At 44.6% G+C, this 16,530-nt stretch carries 17 protein-coding genes; 15 read left to right on the plus strand and 2 right to left on the minus strand.

Going from position 1 to position 16,530, the window contains the following annotated elements; translation table 11 throughout:
* The first annotated feature begins 121 nt into the window (after positions 1-121).
* From I2H39_RS20340 to I2H39_RS20370, 8 genes are all read left to right on the plus strand, one after another.
* Complete coding sequence (locus I2H39_RS20340) at positions 122-1,081, plus strand: HNH endonuclease (RefSeq protein ID WP_227146993.1); 960 nt, start codon at positions 122-124, stop codon at positions 1,079-1,081.
* 13 nt (positions 1,082-1,094) lie between these two features.
* Positions 1,095-1,367: a RhuM family protein gene (rhuM, locus tag I2H39_RS20345; RefSeq protein WP_240305701.1), complete on the plus strand. Its 273-nt coding sequence runs from the start codon at positions 1,095-1,097 to the stop codon at positions 1,365-1,367.
* Positions 1,368-1,629: 262 nt separating this feature from the next.
* A complete protein-coding gene (locus tag I2H39_RS20350) occupies positions 1,630-3,978 on the plus strand; it encodes a DEAD/DEAH box helicase family protein (protein WP_227146999.1) in 2,349 nt (782 codons plus the stop codon).
* Between the two features lie 6 nt (positions 3,979-3,984).
* Positions 3,985-4,377 (plus strand): phospholipase D-like domain-containing protein, encoded by a 393-nt coding sequence (locus I2H39_RS29315; RefSeq protein ID WP_227147001.1) that lies wholly within the window; start codon positions 3,985-3,987, stop codon positions 4,375-4,377.
* A 435-nt stretch (positions 4,378-4,812) separates the two neighbouring features.
* Positions 4,813-5,184, plus strand: a complete 372-nt coding sequence (locus tag I2H39_RS20355) for a hypothetical protein (RefSeq protein WP_195627394.1) — start codon at positions 4,813-4,815, stop codon at positions 5,182-5,184.
* Between the two features lie 126 nt (positions 5,185-5,310).
* Positions 5,311-5,520 (plus strand): hypothetical protein, encoded by a 210-nt coding sequence (locus I2H39_RS20360; protein ID WP_138306428.1) that lies wholly within the window; start codon positions 5,311-5,313, stop codon positions 5,518-5,520.
* Between the two features lie 328 nt (positions 5,521-5,848).
* Positions 5,849-6,556 (plus strand): Nif3-like dinuclear metal center hexameric protein, encoded by a 708-nt coding sequence (locus I2H39_RS20365; RefSeq protein WP_227147004.1) that lies wholly within the window; start codon positions 5,849-5,851, stop codon positions 6,554-6,556.
* Between the two features lie 39 nt (positions 6,557-6,595).
* Positions 6,596-6,940: a TIGR04076 family protein gene (locus I2H39_RS20370; RefSeq protein WP_138306430.1), complete on the plus strand. Its 345-nt coding sequence runs from the start codon at positions 6,596-6,598 to the stop codon at positions 6,938-6,940.
* A gap of 165 nt (positions 6,941-7,105) precedes the next feature.
* Here I2H39_RS20370 and I2H39_RS20375 read toward each other — a convergent pair whose 3' ends face one another.
* Entirely contained in the window at positions 7,106-7,600 is a 495-nt protein-coding gene (locus I2H39_RS20375; protein WP_138306431.1) for a DUF6512 family protein, read from the minus strand.
* Positions 7,601-7,754: 154 nt separating this feature from the next.
* On the opposite strand from I2H39_RS20375, the gene I2H39_RS20380 reads away from it, so the two are divergent.
* The 7 genes from I2H39_RS20380 (at position 7,755) to I2H39_RS20410 (ending at position 15,020) form a co-directional block, all read left to right on the plus strand.
* The gene (locus I2H39_RS20380; protein ID WP_138306432.1) at positions 7,755-8,384 is read left to right on the plus strand and encodes a DUF3841 domain-containing protein; all 630 of its coding nucleotides are present in this window, start codon (positions 7,755-7,757) and stop codon (positions 8,382-8,384) included.
* Positions 8,374-9,078, plus strand: coding sequence for a TetR/AcrR family transcriptional regulator (locus I2H39_RS20385; protein WP_347708597.1), 705 nt, complete (start codon positions 8,374-8,376; stop codon positions 9,076-9,078). Before I2H39_RS20380 ends, I2H39_RS20385 begins: the two co-directional genes overlap by 11 nt.
* Positions 9,079-9,289: 211 nt before the next feature.
* On the plus strand, positions 9,290-9,880 hold the full coding sequence (locus I2H39_RS20390) for a DUF3841 domain-containing protein (protein ID WP_195627396.1): 591 nt from the start codon (positions 9,290-9,292) through the stop codon (positions 9,878-9,880).
* Positions 9,881-10,030: 150 nt separating this feature from the next.
* Positions 10,031-11,356: a glycine/sarcosine/betaine reductase component B subunit gene (locus tag I2H39_RS20395; RefSeq protein ID WP_138306435.1), complete on the plus strand. Its 1,326-nt coding sequence runs from the start codon at positions 10,031-10,033 to the stop codon at positions 11,354-11,356.
* 26 nt (positions 11,357-11,382) lie between these two features.
* A complete protein-coding gene (locus I2H39_RS20400; protein ID WP_195627397.1) occupies positions 11,383-12,702 on the plus strand; it encodes a glycine/betaine/sarcosine/D-proline family reductase selenoprotein B in 1,320 nt (439 codons plus the stop codon).
* 174 nt (positions 12,703-12,876) lie between these two features.
* Complete coding sequence (locus I2H39_RS20405) at positions 12,877-14,361, plus strand: BCCT family transporter (RefSeq protein WP_195627398.1); 1,485 nt, start codon at positions 12,877-12,879, stop codon at positions 14,359-14,361.
* A 272-nt stretch (positions 14,362-14,633) separates the two neighbouring features.
* A complete protein-coding gene (locus tag I2H39_RS20410; protein WP_138306438.1) occupies positions 14,634-15,020 on the plus strand; it encodes a heavy-metal-associated domain-containing protein in 387 nt (128 codons plus the stop codon).
* On the opposite strand, the gene citG is transcribed toward I2H39_RS20410, so the two are convergent.
* Entirely contained in the window at positions 14,981-16,387 is a 1,407-nt protein-coding gene (citG, locus tag I2H39_RS20415; protein WP_195627399.1) for a triphosphoribosyl-dephospho-CoA synthase CitG, read from the minus strand. The genes I2H39_RS20410 and citG overlap by 40 nt on opposite strands.
* Positions 16,388-16,530 lie beyond the last annotated feature (143 nt).

Below are 16,530 nucleotides of genomic sequence, written 5' to 3' on the forward strand. Positions count from 1 at the left end.
AAAATGATTTTTATCTCGGAGAAAGAATCTACGGGACAAAACCTTATACTTTTCTGCAAGATTAAAGTTTTCAGTTAAATATTATTGTATTTTATTAAATAGAGAAAATGGTGAAAAATTAATGAAGATTTGGATTGAGATGAGTCGGGATATAGAGCATGGTGGTAATGAATGGGGATTCACTAAATGTATATGGGCACCGACGTATAAGAAAGGTAAAGGTAGTAATAAGTCGTGGCTATATTGGGAGAATGTAAATAAGGTGAAATCGGGTGACGTTATTCTTCATCTTAGAGGAAAAGATAAGGAGGCAGAAATTGTTGGATATTCTATTGCCAAAACAGATGGTAATAGAACTGAAGAACGCCCACCTATTGCAGGTGAATGGGGTTATTGTAATAGTTTTTATAGAGCAATCTTGACTGAATTTTTAAGATTTAAAAGTTCTATTAATCTTTATCAGTTGTTTCTAGATAAAGAATTAGAGTTAAAAAGTTACTATGAGAAAAAAAGTAAACCTAAGAATTTATTTTTTACTATACAATCTGGTAGACTGCAATGCTTAAATGGTGGATATCTTTCAGAGGTTGATGCAGAGCTATTGGAAATATTATTAGATGGTATAGAAAAGTTTGATGATGAGTCTGTGCCTATTGGTGTATCTGTTTCGGCATCTATGACCTTAAAACAAATTAAAGCAAGGGTAGGACATGAACGCTTTGCAATCAATGTAAAAAATAATTATAACTATCAGTGCTGTTTTCCAGGATGCAAGGTTGCAGACAAAAATTTTTTGGTTGCTTCTCACATTGCAAGATGGGCCGATAATACAGAGAAACGTGGAAATACTTCAAATGGACTATGCCTTTGCCCTATTCATGATAAAGCTTTCGAAATAGGATACTTTTCATTGGATGATAATCTTAGAGTATGTGTAGAAAAGAAAATTGACCATAGCCAAATATTTGAAGATTATATTTCAAAATTTATAGGTCTACCAATATCCAAAGGACATATTGAACCAGATCGTGAAGCCTTAAAAGAGCATAGAAAAAGATGTAATATCCTGGATCAGGATTAAAGAGATGTCTTATATGGAGAGGATTGTATCGTTGTATCTTGATTATGCAGAATTGCAGGCGGAACGTCAGATTCCAATGAGTATGGAAGACTGGTCGAAGCGGCTGGATGGTTTTTTGGAATTCAATGGAAATGAAATTCTTACAGATGCGGGAAAAATCAGCGCAGAACAGGCAAAACTTTATGCAGAAACAGAATTTGAAAAATACCGCATTGTGCAGGATAGAATGTTTATATCAGATTATGATAAATTCTTACTTGAACTGGAAGAAAAATCAAAGGAGTAATTTAGCTTAAAATTGGTAAAAATGTTTCTGCCAAGGCTCACTTCCGCCCTTCGGGAATATTTTTCACACCCTCAACACATGTGGAAACCGTGGTTCTGCTGGAGAAGAAAGCCCAGTAAATCAAAGGGGCTCGGGGATTTGACGTGGATATGTTGGTGTGCTTTTGTGGTTGATTGGGGAGAAATATGTTTCCAGTTACTGTGGTGGGGTAAAGAAATTGAACGTTTTGGCAAATAGAATCGTAAGTTAAGGAGGGAAATCAATGAGTAACGAGACTAACAAATTAAAATTGCTTGAAGCAGAAAACAAATCCCTCATAAATGAAATACAATACTTAAGATCTTTGCTTGAAAAAAACGGGATAGAATATTCCGAAGGAAGTCTTTCCCCAAACGAGAATATTGAGGAAATCCAGCCAGAATGCGTTATTAACGAAAATATTACTGTAGAGCAGATTGATTTATTTATCACTCTATTTCATGGCAGAACAGATGTATATGCAAGACGGTTTATTAGTAAGGCCGGAAATGTTGGATATTCCCCTGCGTGCAGTCACTTTTGGCAGTATGGTTTATGTCCCAAAAGAGAAGGCAAAAAGACGAAATGTTTTGATTGTCCCAATCGGAGTTGGATTAAGCTGAACAGGAGACTGCTCCGGGAACACCTTGAAGGAAATAGAGAAGATGCCACCGATGTAATCGGTGTTTATCCGATGCTGCCAGATGAAACGTGTTTTTTTCTGGTATTTGATTTTGATAATCATGATAAGAGGAAGGAAACAGACGAAAATGAAGGTGCGAATACTGATACTGCCTGGATAGAGGATGTAAATGCAATGCGCCAAATTTGTATAAACAACGGTGTTGATGTATTGGTAGAGCGCTCAAGGTCAGGAAAAGGTGCACATGTATGGCTCTTTTTTGAAAGCCCAATTGCAGTTTCTACAGCAAGAAGATTTGGCATGGCATTATTGACGAAAGGTGCTGAATCAGTGGAGCAAAAAAATTTTAAATCGTATGACCGCATGCTGCCGGTACAAGATAAAATGCCGGTCGGAGGATTGGGGAATCTCATCGCGCTACCAATGCAAGGTCAAGCATTAAGAAAGGGAAATAGTGCTTTTATTGACATCGATTGGAGGGTCGTTCCTGAACCATGGAATCTTATGAAAAATGTTAAAAAACTGACGCCACAGTATGTTGATGAAAAAATAAAGGAATGGACTTCCGAGGGGGTATTGGGGATTCTGGCTACTGATCTGAGTGGTGATGTGCTGGCAGAAGGTGACATAAATAAAACAAAGCCATGGGAGAAAAAAGAAAAGCAGTTTATTATAAAGGATGACATTGATGGAGTTGTAAATATTGTATCAGCAAATCAGTTATATGTAGAGAAACAGAATATAAAAGCACGTACTCTTAATCGGATTCGTAGACTGGCAGCATTTAGTAATCCGGAATTTTACAAGAATATGGCAATGGGATTTTCAACAAATGGAATTCCAAGAATTATTCAGTGCAGCGCAGATACGGAAAAATATATCTGCCTTCCGCGGGGATGTGAAGATAAAGTGCTGGAATTATTTCATGAGGCGGATGTTGCATATCATTTAACAGACCAAAAAGAAGATGGCCGCTGCATTAAGGTGAATTTCATTGGGGAACTGTATCCGGAACAGTTAAAAGCGGCTGAAAGAATGCCTCAGTACCATTATGGGATACTTGGTGCTGCTACCGGATTCGGAAAGACCGTGATTGGGGCCTGGATTGTTGCTGAATGCAAAGTAAATGCATTAATATTAGTTCATAATCGGGAGATTATGAAAAATTGGATAAATGATTTAGAGTCTTTTTTAGAAATCGAGGAACCATTACCAACATACCAGACGAAAAGAGGGATACGCACAAGAAAGAGTTTAATTGGAAAACTATATGGTGGCCATGACTCACTTGGAGGTATTGTAGATGTAGCGATGATTACTTCCTTTGGGAAAAATGATCTGATTGATGAAAGAATAAAAGATTATGGCTTGGTTCTTGTGGATGAATGTCATCATGCAGGAGCACAGACGCATGAAGCTGTAATCAGAGAAATACAGGCCAGAAGAATATATGGTATGACGGCAACACCTAAGCGCGAGGATGGGTTGGAACAAAAAGTATTTATGCAGCTTGGACCGGTCAGATATCGTCTGACGGCGAAAGACCGAGCCAAAATGCAGGATTTTAATCATTATGTATATCCACGATTTACAAGTTTAGTAGATACATCAGAGAAAAACTGGAGTATCAATGTACCAATTGACGAAAGTGTTGTTCTGGTGGCGATTGGAAAGTATATTGGCGAAGGTTTTAATTATCCTCGGCTTGATACAATGATGCTGGCGGCTCCGATATCCTGGCAGGGAAAAGTAGAGCAGTATGCCGGACGTTTGCATCGGGATTATGAAGGTAAAAAAGAAGTTATTATATATGATTATGTGGATTCACATGTAAGGGTTTTGGAACGTATGTATCACAAAAGGCTGCGAACATATAAGAAAATCGGATATGAAGTTTGTTTGAATTTGTCTCTTGACAAACAAAAAGCAAATGCGATATTTGACATGTAGTCATATTTGGCAGTATACGAAAAGGATTTGTTAGAGGCAAACAAAGAGATTGTAATTTCAAGTCCTGGCATTAACAAGGCAATGGTTAAATGGACATTGGAAATAGTACAGAATAGACAGTTGAATGGAGTTAATGTGAAGATATTGACGTTGCCTTATGAAACATATCCTGAAAACCGCATTGAAGTAATCAGAGAGCTTATAATGGAATTAAAGCAATCCGGAATAGATGTCAGATTAAAATCAGGTATGCATGAACATTTTGCTGTGATTGACAGATGTATTGTCTGGTATGGGAGCATCAATTTGCTGTCTAAAGCCAGGGACGAGGATAGCCTAATGCGTGTACAAAGTCCAGAAATCGCAGATGAATTACTTGAGATTTCTTATAAAGAATAAGATTTGCAGTTACGAGGTGGAGGAATGCCAATGAAAAAAGAAATGACAGTAACTGAATTAAAGAGATATCTTTCTGATACTGATGCTGCCGATTAAAAAAACTGCTCTGTCAGATATATAAAAATTCTGAGACGGCAGAAAAAATGATTAATGTTTGTATATTAGGTAATGGCTATGAGAAAAAACTATTGGCTCAGTATAAAGAAAAGATGTATAAAGTATTCTTCTCGTGCGCAAACCCTGATTCTAGGCGGGCTAGTGGGATTATTTAAAGAAAATAGAGTTGCGTTTTTAAAGGAATAGAGATAGATAAGTTCCCGCAGATAGGGGCACGGGGATAACGCCTGATAGTTCAAAAATGAAGGTTTTGTTATGTGAATTAAACTATGTAGACCTATATATGCAGGGTAACAGACTATACCCCGGGAGGACCGTATGAATCTTAAAGAATATCAGTACTTATGGCAGGAAGAAAGCATATACTATGCGGAGCGTGTCAGCCGGTACAGCTACGTCATTACAACCCGTCCTCAGGAGGCCGGAGAGGACCGCAAGGTACTAATTATAGAGGATGATGAAGTATATAAAGCAGTCATACAGAAAATGCTGGATGCGGGCCGTGCGGTTGACTGCGGACGATGGAAAGAGGATGAATGCGCAGAACAGCCAATAACCACTCAGGGAGGTCTGATGGAACTGGCGGAAATGGAATATGCCTTGGAGAAGAAAGGTATCGTCAGCAGGATTGAGCCTGAGCCGCCCTACCCCCTGTATTGGTGTTGCAGAGAAACGGTGTGGAAAGAATAATATCATTTAAAAGGTAATCGCTAATTGAAAGCAGCTTTTCATTATAAGGGAATTCCATGGAATCAGATTCGTAGTCCGCAGAGGAACTGGACCGGCATGCGGCAAAACTGAAAAGGCGGGAGTAAAATGAGTAAATACAATAATTTGTGGAAATATGTGCAGGAAAACGGAAGCCAGTCATTCAAGCTGACGTTTGATGAAATTGCTGAAATTGCAGGTATAGAAATTGACCACTCTTTTTTGAAATTCAAAAAAGAATTAACAGAGTACGGTTATGAAGTCGGTAAAATATCCATGAAAGAACAGACAGTTATTTTTAATAAAATAGATTGCTGAAATTTTGTTTGCAGTGTTGGCTTTTGTATGGTTTTGCATATATATGGTTCGGTTTTCCGCGGATGGAAGGACAGAAGAGGTGATTGTAAACAGAGACAAAGAACCGTATAAGGAATCTGATATTGAGCGGGATAAAATCCAGGTGATGAATCGGATTAATCGCTTATGCGGGCGCACAGGAAATGCAGAACTAATGTTAAAAAACATAAAATCAGGGCAATAAAGGAAGCGGGAGGCAAGAGAAAAATACGAAAAAAGTTGATTAAACTCAGAGGGAGAAGTGGAAAAAATAATGGATTATAGACACCTAAAAGAGCGGTTGATAAATATGTTTGACCCCGAAAAACTGCGTTCTCTTCCGGAAGAATGGGGCTTTTATAATGAGACAGAAAGAGATATAAGGCGCATCGGATATGCCACCAATCTAACAAATGAAATCATAGAAAAAGCGGAGGAAGAAGAGGTGGATTTCCTTCTCACACACCATGATTCATGGGAATTCATATATGGACTTAAGGCGCAGTGCAACGAAATGCTTCAAACATCCGGTATCACCCATGCCTTTTTTCACGCACCATTAGATGATGCAGACTTTGGCACAAGTGCATCGCTGGCGAAAGCCTTGGGAATGAGAAATTGTAAAAAAGTAATGCCGTACAGGGAGTTGTATTATGGGGGAATTGTGGGTGAAATAATACCCATGGATTTTGATTCTTTTGCAGTAACGCTTACTGAGATATTGCAGGAAAGTGTGCGCTGCAATCGGAACAATGACAGGCCAATCCGGCTGATTGCTGTTGCTGCGGGCGGGGGAAACATGACCGGTGATATGAAGGCAGCGGTGGAGCTGGGATGTGATACATATGTCACAGGGGAATATGCTCTGTATTCACAGCAATATGCCAGGTTTTGCGGGATGAATCTCTTTGTAGGAAGCCATACCAACACAGAGATTTTAGGTGTGAAAAACATGGCGGAACAGCTGGCCGGCGGAAACCAGGTGGATTTAATCAGAATCAAGGAACCAAATGATTAGTTTTTAAACATAACCCATTGACAAAAGGAGGTTCAGAAAATGAAGAAAGTAAAGATAACTGTTTTAAAAACCACCCTGGACAAAGAACTGGCCCTGGAATACGGGGCAGAGGGCCTGACAGCCTGTCCCATGATGAAAGCAGGACAGGTATTTTATGCGGACTATGCAAAGCCTGAAGGGCTTTGTGATGAGGCATGGAAGGCCATTTACCAATATGTGTTTGCCCTGGCCCATGGCGCTGGAAGTGAGCTGTTCTATTATGGTGATTGGATTAGAAAACCGGGAGTCGCCATATGCAGCTGCAATGATGGACTGCGGCCTGTTATATTCAAACTGGAGTCTACTGACCAGGAATCTGCTATGGATTACGAGCCGGTCCGGTAAGAAAACTGCAGCAGTTTAAACCGTTTAAAGGGTTCATATCAGAAGAACAATGCCCGCCCGCCATACTGTACTTAGAGATGATACAGCATGGCGGGACGGGCATTACTTTATGGAAATTTACTTATCTGCGCAGTATATCACACGTCAATCCGACTGTTCCTGCCATCATTTTTCCGGACTCTGAAAAATAGAAAAACCAGGAGGAAAATAGGTAAACAGCAGAAAACAAAGCAGCAGAAGGAACACGGCCATGGATGTTACGTGACTGTATTTTCCCAAAAGGCAGTTTCCCGACAGCCTGCGGTATATGAGAAATGCAGCAATCACGGAACTGTAAAATAAGGCTATATCCAACACAAGGAAGTTACGCCCCAGCAATTTTGTATAGGAGTAAAACAGGACTGGTATCAGGAGGGTTCCCATGAGCAGTCCGGCATGAAATGCAGATGTGCGGCAGGGGTCGGTCACACCCTTCAGGCTCCATAGTCCAAACAGGAGCATGGGGAAAAACAGCAGTTTCATATGCTCCCAAACAGATTCATTGACAGGGGAAATGAGGCCGATAAGGGAATTGCAGCCGGACCAGCGGTAGGTGAAATGGAGAAGCGTCCCCATCAGGGCTACGGACAGAATCCCGGCAGTTGTTAGTGAAGTATTCATATGCACCTCCTGTTACACTGTATGAAACCAGGTCATATGATAGAACATTGGACAAAGATTGGAAGGGCTTTCGTTTTCTTTTTGACAAATATTATAAAACAATGTACACTGAAAGTATAACTTTAAGTCATGAATATGCCTATGGAGGGATAATATGCTGAGGGATGGTATGGAAGACGGATTCAGCCCGGGTTCCATGCTGCATTTGTGGACAGCCCAGACAGATGCAGTCCTTGATTGTATCAGGGAGAATGGATTTTCACAGGTTAAAATGGAGTTTATTGACAAAAAGTATGAGGAGAGCGCCTGGGTGTTTAAGGAGGCGTACGGCTTTTTTAAACAGAGGGCCAGGCTCATGGTGGAACCGCCTGATGGAGCGGAGTCTCCTGTCTGGCTTTTTTTTGACCCGAACTGGGTATATTTGTCCCAGGACAGTTATCTGCTGGAGCTGTCCGTTCCCAGGGAGCGGGTTGTTCTGTTTGACCGTGAAAAGTGGCAGAAGGTACTGAATCTTTCCTATGTGGGTAAGAGTCAGGAGGACGAAGCCAGGTTTGAACAGAAAATGAACCGGATGGGAGTGTCTACATACTGGGAAGTTTTTCAGTCGGCCTTTTATCCGTACCTGAAGTCGGAAATCAGGAAGAGCTGGGACCGCATATTTGATATAGACAATACGGAACAAATCAATCTGGGAGCTGCTGTGTGGCAGCTCAGGCAGGAGGATGTGGTGGGGATAAATTCTCATTCAGCTTCAGAAGAAAGGGATGGTTTTAGTGGAAAATGAACGAGTGAGGAGAAAATATTTTAAGGACTTAAACCGAAAAGTTTACATAGAAAGGGCTTTGGAAATCATCCGGGATGAGGGGACCGAGGCCATTTCCATACGAAGGATGGCCAAGGAATTCCAGTGCAGTACCACCAGCATGTACCGGTATTTTGAGAATGTGGAGGAGCTGCTTTATTATGCCAACCTGGGGTATCTGGACGAGTACCTGGAGGAGCTGAACATCCACGAAAAGGAGTGGCATGATATCTGGGACATGCACATTGGCATATGGGAATGCTACTGCCGCATTGCCTTCCGCTATCCCCAGGCCTTTGATATCATTTTTTTCAGTTCCGCCAGCCGGAACCTGACCACGGCCATCCGTGAGTATTATGACATGTTTCCGGAGCGAATCAACATAGTCAGCCCCTATCTTCAGGTTATGCTTCAATCCACGGACCTGTTTGAGCGTGATATGGTCATGGCGGAGCGCTGCGCGCAGGCAGGCGTGATTACGGAGGAGAATGCCGTGAAGATGAACCGTATGGTCTGCCTTTTGTATAAGGGGTACCTGAAGGACATCCTGGATTATGGCCTGGAGCCGGAAGCGATTGAGGATAAGGTCCAGGAGTTTAAGCGCGATGTGGAAGTTATTGTAGGCATATATGCCAGCGACACCCTGGGCCATGATTATATGGCAAATGCCAGATAGAAAACCACCAGAAATAAAATGAATTGCCGCGGCCGTCAGAAGTGATTTCCGCGGCTCATTTTTTATGGAGCCGGAGCGTGTTCAAAATTTATTTCTGCCCGGATGTTGGAACGTGATTTTCAGATGCACTCAGAAGAATGTAATTTTCAGACGCACTCAGAAGCTTCATGGGAAAATAGTAAATATAAAATGCCAAACAGGAGGGATTGATATGAGCAAAAAAACAGAGAACGGATTTTACACGGTTTACACCAGGCAGTCCGGAAAGGTCCTGGAGGAATTGGAGAAAACAGGGTCCTACCGGGTGAAGGAGGATTATATCAGGATGAAGAATGACTCTATTTCAGAGTACTACCTGAAACTTTACCGGTGGTTTGCTGAACGGTGCAGGGAGAGGATTGATGTTCCGGAGGGCTGCTCATTTCCCATATGGCTGTCCATGCATGACGAATACAGATTGAGGAACACGGAGGACACCGTGTGCTTCACGCTCAGGATACCGGAGGACAAGGTCCACGTCATCTCCGAGTATGCCTGGGGGTTCCGGGTCAATTATATGTATGTGCCGTTAAATCTGGAGGACGAGCGCGCCTTTAACGAGGAGCTGAAGCGGTATGGGATTGAGAATGAAATGGCCCTTGTGACAGAGGCGTTGGGCAACTATTATCCCATGCTGAAAAAGAGAATCATAGCCAGCTGGGACCGGGTGTTTGAGCTGGAGCCCAACTCCCCGGCGGACGAATTAGGGGTATGTTTTGAGATTAAACAGGAATGGATTCAGACAATTGAGACTCTTACATGATGCATAAAGTTACCATGGTATTATCCAACAATGTTCTGAAAATCGTCAAAATGCACAAAAAGGCTTGCAAACCGGGCAGTTAATGTTAAAATATTAACTGTTAATAGCCGGAACTATAGAAAATTTCTATAAGAAAGGAGCAGTTCATTTATGAAACTGGAACTCGGTAATTTTTATGTAAAGGATATCGTTTTTGGTGACAAGACCAAGTATGAGAATGGTGTCCTTACGGTAGACAAAGAGGATTGCCTTGCCTTTGTCAAGAAAGACCCGCACATTACGGAGGCAGATTTAAGAATTGTAAAGCCTGGCGATATGGTGAGGCTGGTACCTGTTAAAGAGGCAGTGGAGTGCAGGGTAAAGGTAAACGGGGACGCATTGTTCCCAGGTTATACAGGACCGCTGTCACAGGCTGGAAATGGAAGGACACACTGTCTGAAGGATATGAGCCTTTTGGCTGTGGGCAGACACTGGGGAGGTTTCCAGGACGGGCTCATTGACATGGGAGGGGAAGGCGCTAAATATACATATTTCTCCCAACTTAAGAATCTGGTGCTGGTTGCGGATACAGATGAGGATTTTGAGAAACGGGAGCAGCAGAAGAAGAACAGGGCCATCAGGGAAGCTGTTCACAAACTTGCTGAATACATTGGTTCCTGCGTAAAGGATATGGAGCCGGAAGAGGTTGAAAGCTACGAGCTGGAGCCGGTCATTAAGAGGGCGCCTGAGACTGAGAAGCTTCCATCCGTTGTATACGTGATGCAGCCGCAGTCCCAGATGGAGGAGATGGGCTACAACGACCTCTGCTATGGATGGGACTGCAACCACATGCTTCCCACCTTTATGAATCCCAATGAGGTATTGGACGGAGCCATGATATCCGGAAGCTTTATGCCATGCTCTTCCAAGTGGGCTACCTATGATTTCCAGAACTGTCCTGTCATCAAGAGACTGTACAAGGAACACGGCAAAACCCTTAATTTCCTGGGCGTTATCATGTCAAACCTGAATGTTGCCCTGGAGCAGAAGGAGCGTTCCGCATTATTTGTGGCACAGATTGCAAAATCCCTGGGAGCAGACGCAGCCCTGGTGACAGAGGAAGGCTACGGCAATCCGGATGCTGACTTTACAGGCTGCATCGTTGCGCTGGAAGATGCCGGCGTTAAGACCGTAGGTCTTACAAACGAGTGTACAGGCCGTGACGGCAAGTCCGACCCGCTGGTTTCCATGGATGAGAAGGAAGATGCCATTGTATCTACCGGTAATGTTTCTGAATTGATTGAACTTCCGCCAATGCCTGAGGTAATCGGCGAGCTGGAAGCCCTTGCCAGGGACGGCCTGTCAGGCGGCTGGGCCGGGGATGAGATTTTAGGACCGTCAGTGAGACCGGATGGCTCCATCATCATGGAAAATAACGCCATGTTCTGCGGAGACCAGATTATCGGCTGGTCCACCAAGACTGTCAGGGAATTTTAAGGAAAATCAGTGAAAGGAGTTTCGTTATGAAGAACGTTATCTGTTATATCAACCAGTTCTTCGCAGGCATTGGCGGCGAAGACAAGGCTGATTTTGAACCGGAAATCAGAGACGGCGTCATGGGACCTACAGCAGCTATCAATCAGATGCTGACAGAGCTTGACGCCCAGGTCACCACAACCATCATCTGCGGTGACAACTTTATGAGCACACACAGGGATGAAGCCATTGAAAGGATTCTGACTGCATTAGAGGGCAGGGAGTTTGACCTTTTCCTGGCCGGACCAGCCTTCCAGGCCGGCCGTTACGGCGTTGCCTGCGGCGAGATTGGAAAGGCGGTTGCCGCCAAGTTCGGCGTACCGGTTATCACATCCATGCACGCAGAGAACCCTGGTGTTGAGATGTTTAAGAAAGAAATGTATGTCATGATAGGAAGCCATTCTGCAGCCAGCATGAAGAAGGATGCAGGCGCTATGGTAAAGCTGGCGGATAAGCTGTTAAAGGGCCAGGCACCGGAAGGACCGGATGCAGATGGATATTATGCAAGAGGCATCCGCCATCAGGTATGGCGCGGGGACGGCGTGACTGCTGCTGACCGTGCAGTGGATATGCTGATTGCCAAGGCATCCGGACAGCCGTACCAGTCTGAGCTGATTATTCCCAAGAAGGATTTGGTTCCCATTGCACCGGCTCTTAAGGATTTAAAACATGCCAGGATTGCGCTGGCCAATACCGGCGGTATTGTTCCTGTGGACAATCCGGACAGGATTCAGTCCGCGTCCGCAACACGCTGGGGCAGATATGACATCTCCAAGATGGACCGCTTAGAGAGCGGCGAGTTTAAGACAATCCACGCCGGCTTTGACCCGGCTGCTGCCAATGCAGACCCCAATGTCATCATGCCTGTGGATGTTATGAAAGAATTCCTGAATGAAGGCAAATATGGTTCTCTCCACGACTATTTCTATTCAACCGTAGGAACCGGAACCACACAGGGAGAAGCCAGAAGAATGGCTAAGGAAATCATACCGCTTCTAAAGGAGGACCATGTGGATGCCGTTATCATGGTCTCCACCTGAGGGACCTGTACTCGTTGCGGGTCAACGATGGTAAAAGAATTTGAGCGCGCAGGATTCCCTGTTGTACTTATGTGTAACCTTCTTCCGGTTGCCCAGACGGTTGGCGTAAACCGTATGGTTCCAACCATATCCATTCCATATCCTCTTGGAAATCCGTCAACCTCCAAGGAGGAACAGCATCTGCTCCGCCGCTCCAGAGTGGAAGCAGCACTGGATGCGCTGGCTACGGATATTAAAAAGCAGACCATTTTCAAAGTAGGAATCTAGGATACAGGCCGGTACGAAATAGGGTTCTGTATGCCATGAGTGATGAGTGGCTTTGTGTGCCGCCTGACAGGGGGGCCTGTCAGGCGGCAATTTGTTTGCTTGAAGCTTTTGTCTGGCTGTCCAGAATCATTTTGCCGGCTGTCCGCATGCTTTTAGGAGAAGGAGAGGGCCTATATGAAAGACAAAAATCAGGTATTCGTGGTTTCATTAGCGATAACCATTATCATGGCAATATGGGCGGTTGCCTTTAATGCCAATTTTACAGTTGTATCAAATGCTGCATATTCATTTCTGACCAATAACTTTGGCTGGCTTTATCTCATGGCCATGACCGCATTTGTTATTTTCTCCATTGCCATTGCGTTCAGCAAATGGGGAAAGATTAAACTTGGACCAGATGATTCCAAGCCTGAATATTCCACCATATCCTGGTTTGCCATGTTGTTTGGCGCCGGTATGGGTGTGGGACTGGTATTCTGGGGAATCTCTGAACCGCTGGCACATTTTTCAAATCCCATTCCGGGAATAGAGGCTGGTACGGAAGCAGCCGCAAATTTTGCCATACGGTCCAGCTACATGCACTGGGGGCTGCATCCGTGGGCTAACTATTGTATCATCGGACTGGGTCTTGCCTATTTCCAGTTCCGCAAGGGAAAACCAGGACTTATCAGCTCCATTTTTGAACCCCTTATCGGTGAAAAGGGAATCAACGGATGGGTCGGAAAGACCATCGACGTACTGGCAGTGTTCGCCACGGTAGCAGGCGTTGTTACCTCCCTTGGACTGGGCGTTATGCAGATTAATGCAGGCCTTAATTACCTGTTCGGCATTCCTACGACCCTGGTGATTCAAATCATTATCATAGCGGTAATAAGCGTTATCTATATATGGTCTGCTGTTGACGGCATCAGCCGCGGCATCAAGATTATTTCCGACGCTAACTTATATATAGCCATTGGCCTGATTATTGTTACATTCCTGGTAGGGCCAAAGCTTGAGATTCTTAACAACCTGACAAACGGGCTGGGACAGTATCTGCAGAACTTCTTTGGAGACAGCCTTATGATTAACAATTACGGCGACAATACCTGGGTGGGAGCATGGAGAGTGTTCTACTGGGCATGGTGGATTGCATGGGCTCCATTTGTGGGTTCCTTCATTGCACGTATCTCCAAGGGCAGGACCATTCGGGAATTCATCGCAGGCGTGGTGCTGGCACCGGCCCTGGGTTCCATTCTCTGGTTTGCCATTATGGGAAGCCTGGGACTGCATCTGGGTATGGACGGCACACTTTCCGTTGCACAGATTGCGGATATCGCAAGCAAGCCAGAGACAGGACTGTTCATTGTTATGGGCAAGTACCCTCTGGGAATGATTCTGTGCGTGGTATCTCTAGTGCTGTTATGTACATTTTTCATTACCTCGGCAAACTCCGGTACCTTTGTGCTTGCCATGTTCTCATCCAAGGGTGACCTGAATCCGAAGAATGGAAGAAAGGTGCTGTGGGGCGTGGTGCAGTCTCTTCTGGCTGTAGGCCTTCTGATTGCAGGAGGTTTGAAACCCCTTCAGACTATTTCCCTTGCAGCGGCATTCCCCTTTATATTCATCATGCTGTTTGCAGGGGCTGCCCTTGTAAAGGCCCTGATGAAAGAAAAATAGTCAGAAAACAGTTATGTGTTAGGAAAAACAGATAAGGAATATGCGGGTGCAGAGCCCGAAGAGTAAAATTGGATGTCCTGAAAGCAGCCTTATAATAAAAGGCAGGCTTTCAGGGCATTTTTGTTTTCGGGGGTGAAGGACTTCAGAAGCATTGGTAGAATATTAAATAAGGAAGGAATTGACATTTTGGTTAGTGGATGCTAATCTTATCATATAAACAGATAAATGGGTACAATGGTAATAATGCAGATGAGTAAAAGGGAGATGAAATTATGTCAACAGCCATTATATGTACAGTCCTGATTGTCATTGCAATCATCGGAATCAAGAGCTACACCAAAAAACTTACCTCCGGGTGCTGCGGCTCTTCTTCCCAGCCATCGGTGAAAAAAATCAAGGTAAAGGATAAGGATAAATCCCACTATCCTTATACCCGGATTCTCAAGGTGGACGGTATGTCCTGCGGCAATTGCGCCAGCCATGTGGAAAATGCCCTCAACAGCCTGGAGGGAGTATGGGCCCAGGCGGACCTGGAAAAAGGCGAGGCCCTGGTGCGGATGAAGCAGGAATATGAAAACAATGAGCTTAAACAGGCTGTTAAGGACGCGGGATATGTGGTCTATAAAATAGAAGAAAGTCCTGTGTGTTCAAACAGGTAAATGAAGAAGGTAAGGGCCAGCAGGTCGGCGCTGCCTCCGGGGCTTATGTTGGATTTTATAAATTCCGCATCCAGTGATTCGATATAAGGAATCGGGTCTGCGTCTGCAAATGCCGGGTCGTTTAGCTTGCCGCGAAGGGCGGCCTGTATTTCCTTCATGGCCTCATAGGAGGAACGGTTGACAATATTGGTGTCCTCAGAATAGGCCATGATGTACAACAGGGTCATGGCTCCAGCATCGTTGAGGGAGAGTCCCCTGCCCACATGGTGCTTCAGTACGGGAAGCGCTACCTTAAGTACGGTATGGTAACCGGACAGGGCCTCGCCCCTTGCGCCTTTCATACCGTACAGGGCGTATAGCCGTTCTCCGTTTGTACGGGCGTTTTCAGCAGTCACATGATTAAAATCCTCAAGCACGTCCGCCACCAGCTTCTGGTTTATCTCCAGAAGGGCATCCGGGGAGTATGGAATATGGTTGGCATACATGTATCCCAGGGAGCCGTTCATGATGGCCAGGGAAAATATAAGTCCCTTATGTGTGTTTACCTGGTTGGTGGCCCGGAACATGGTTTCCTCGGCCTGGATTCCCAGGGAACGGAGTCTGGAAAAGATGCGGGAAAATGGTTCGTGTCCGTTTTCAATGCCGCACAGGGCAAATTTTTCAAAGTAGTGATTCAGAGAAACAGCGCTGGCCTCAAAGGTAAAGATGTCCATATCCTTATGGGCTCCCGTATTGTTCCGGTCCACCAGCCCTGGCTTGGGAGTGACACTGACTTCATATAAAAGAGCCTGCATGGACAGGGAGGACAGCCTCTTGGCATGCTGTTCAGCAAAATAGCTGCTCATAATCCTGCATTCCTGTTCCAGAAGCTCCTTTACGGAGTGGGTTCTGGCACGGCTGCACACAAATGCATCCTGGTTGCAGATAAGACATTTCCGGCCGGAAAAACCCAGGTCTGTCCTGGATATTTTCATACCGTCTGTCCGAATCACATCAATGTCAAACAGCCTGCCAAAAGCAACAGAGTCTTCTAACAAACAGAGGATTTCTTTCACAAACCGTACATCCCCGTCTACCACCCAGAAATACTCATGCCCTGTATGGGATGTGACGGTATGGGTTGCAAGGATGGGGATTTTCCATGCATGGCACTGGGTTTCTATGAGACGGATGCCCTCATGAAAGGTCCGCAGAGCCAGGGGAAAAACCTTGACGGGTCCTACTATGTTCAGGGTAAAGGAGATTACAGGCAGGTGATATTGGGACAGAAGCATTCTCTGGATATCCTGCCGGTGTTCCCTGGCGTCCAGCATGTCTTCAAGTGAAACCTCCCTGCCTGTGACCAGGGTTGAAAGATTGATGTTCATGTGCAGCCTCCTGTGATTGGTATGTCGGTTTGATACCATTGTATCCGGTAATAGGAAAAAACACAAGGCAGGGAGGACGGTTGTTTCCCGGGACGTTTTTCAGGCTGTTTTCCGGGCAGCGGCTTTCATGGTGGTTGTCTTAA

Source organism: Clostridium sp. 1001283B150225_161107_B6, assembly GCF_015556325.1.
Lineage (GTDB): Bacteria > Bacillota > Clostridia > Lachnospirales > Lachnospiraceae > Enterocloster.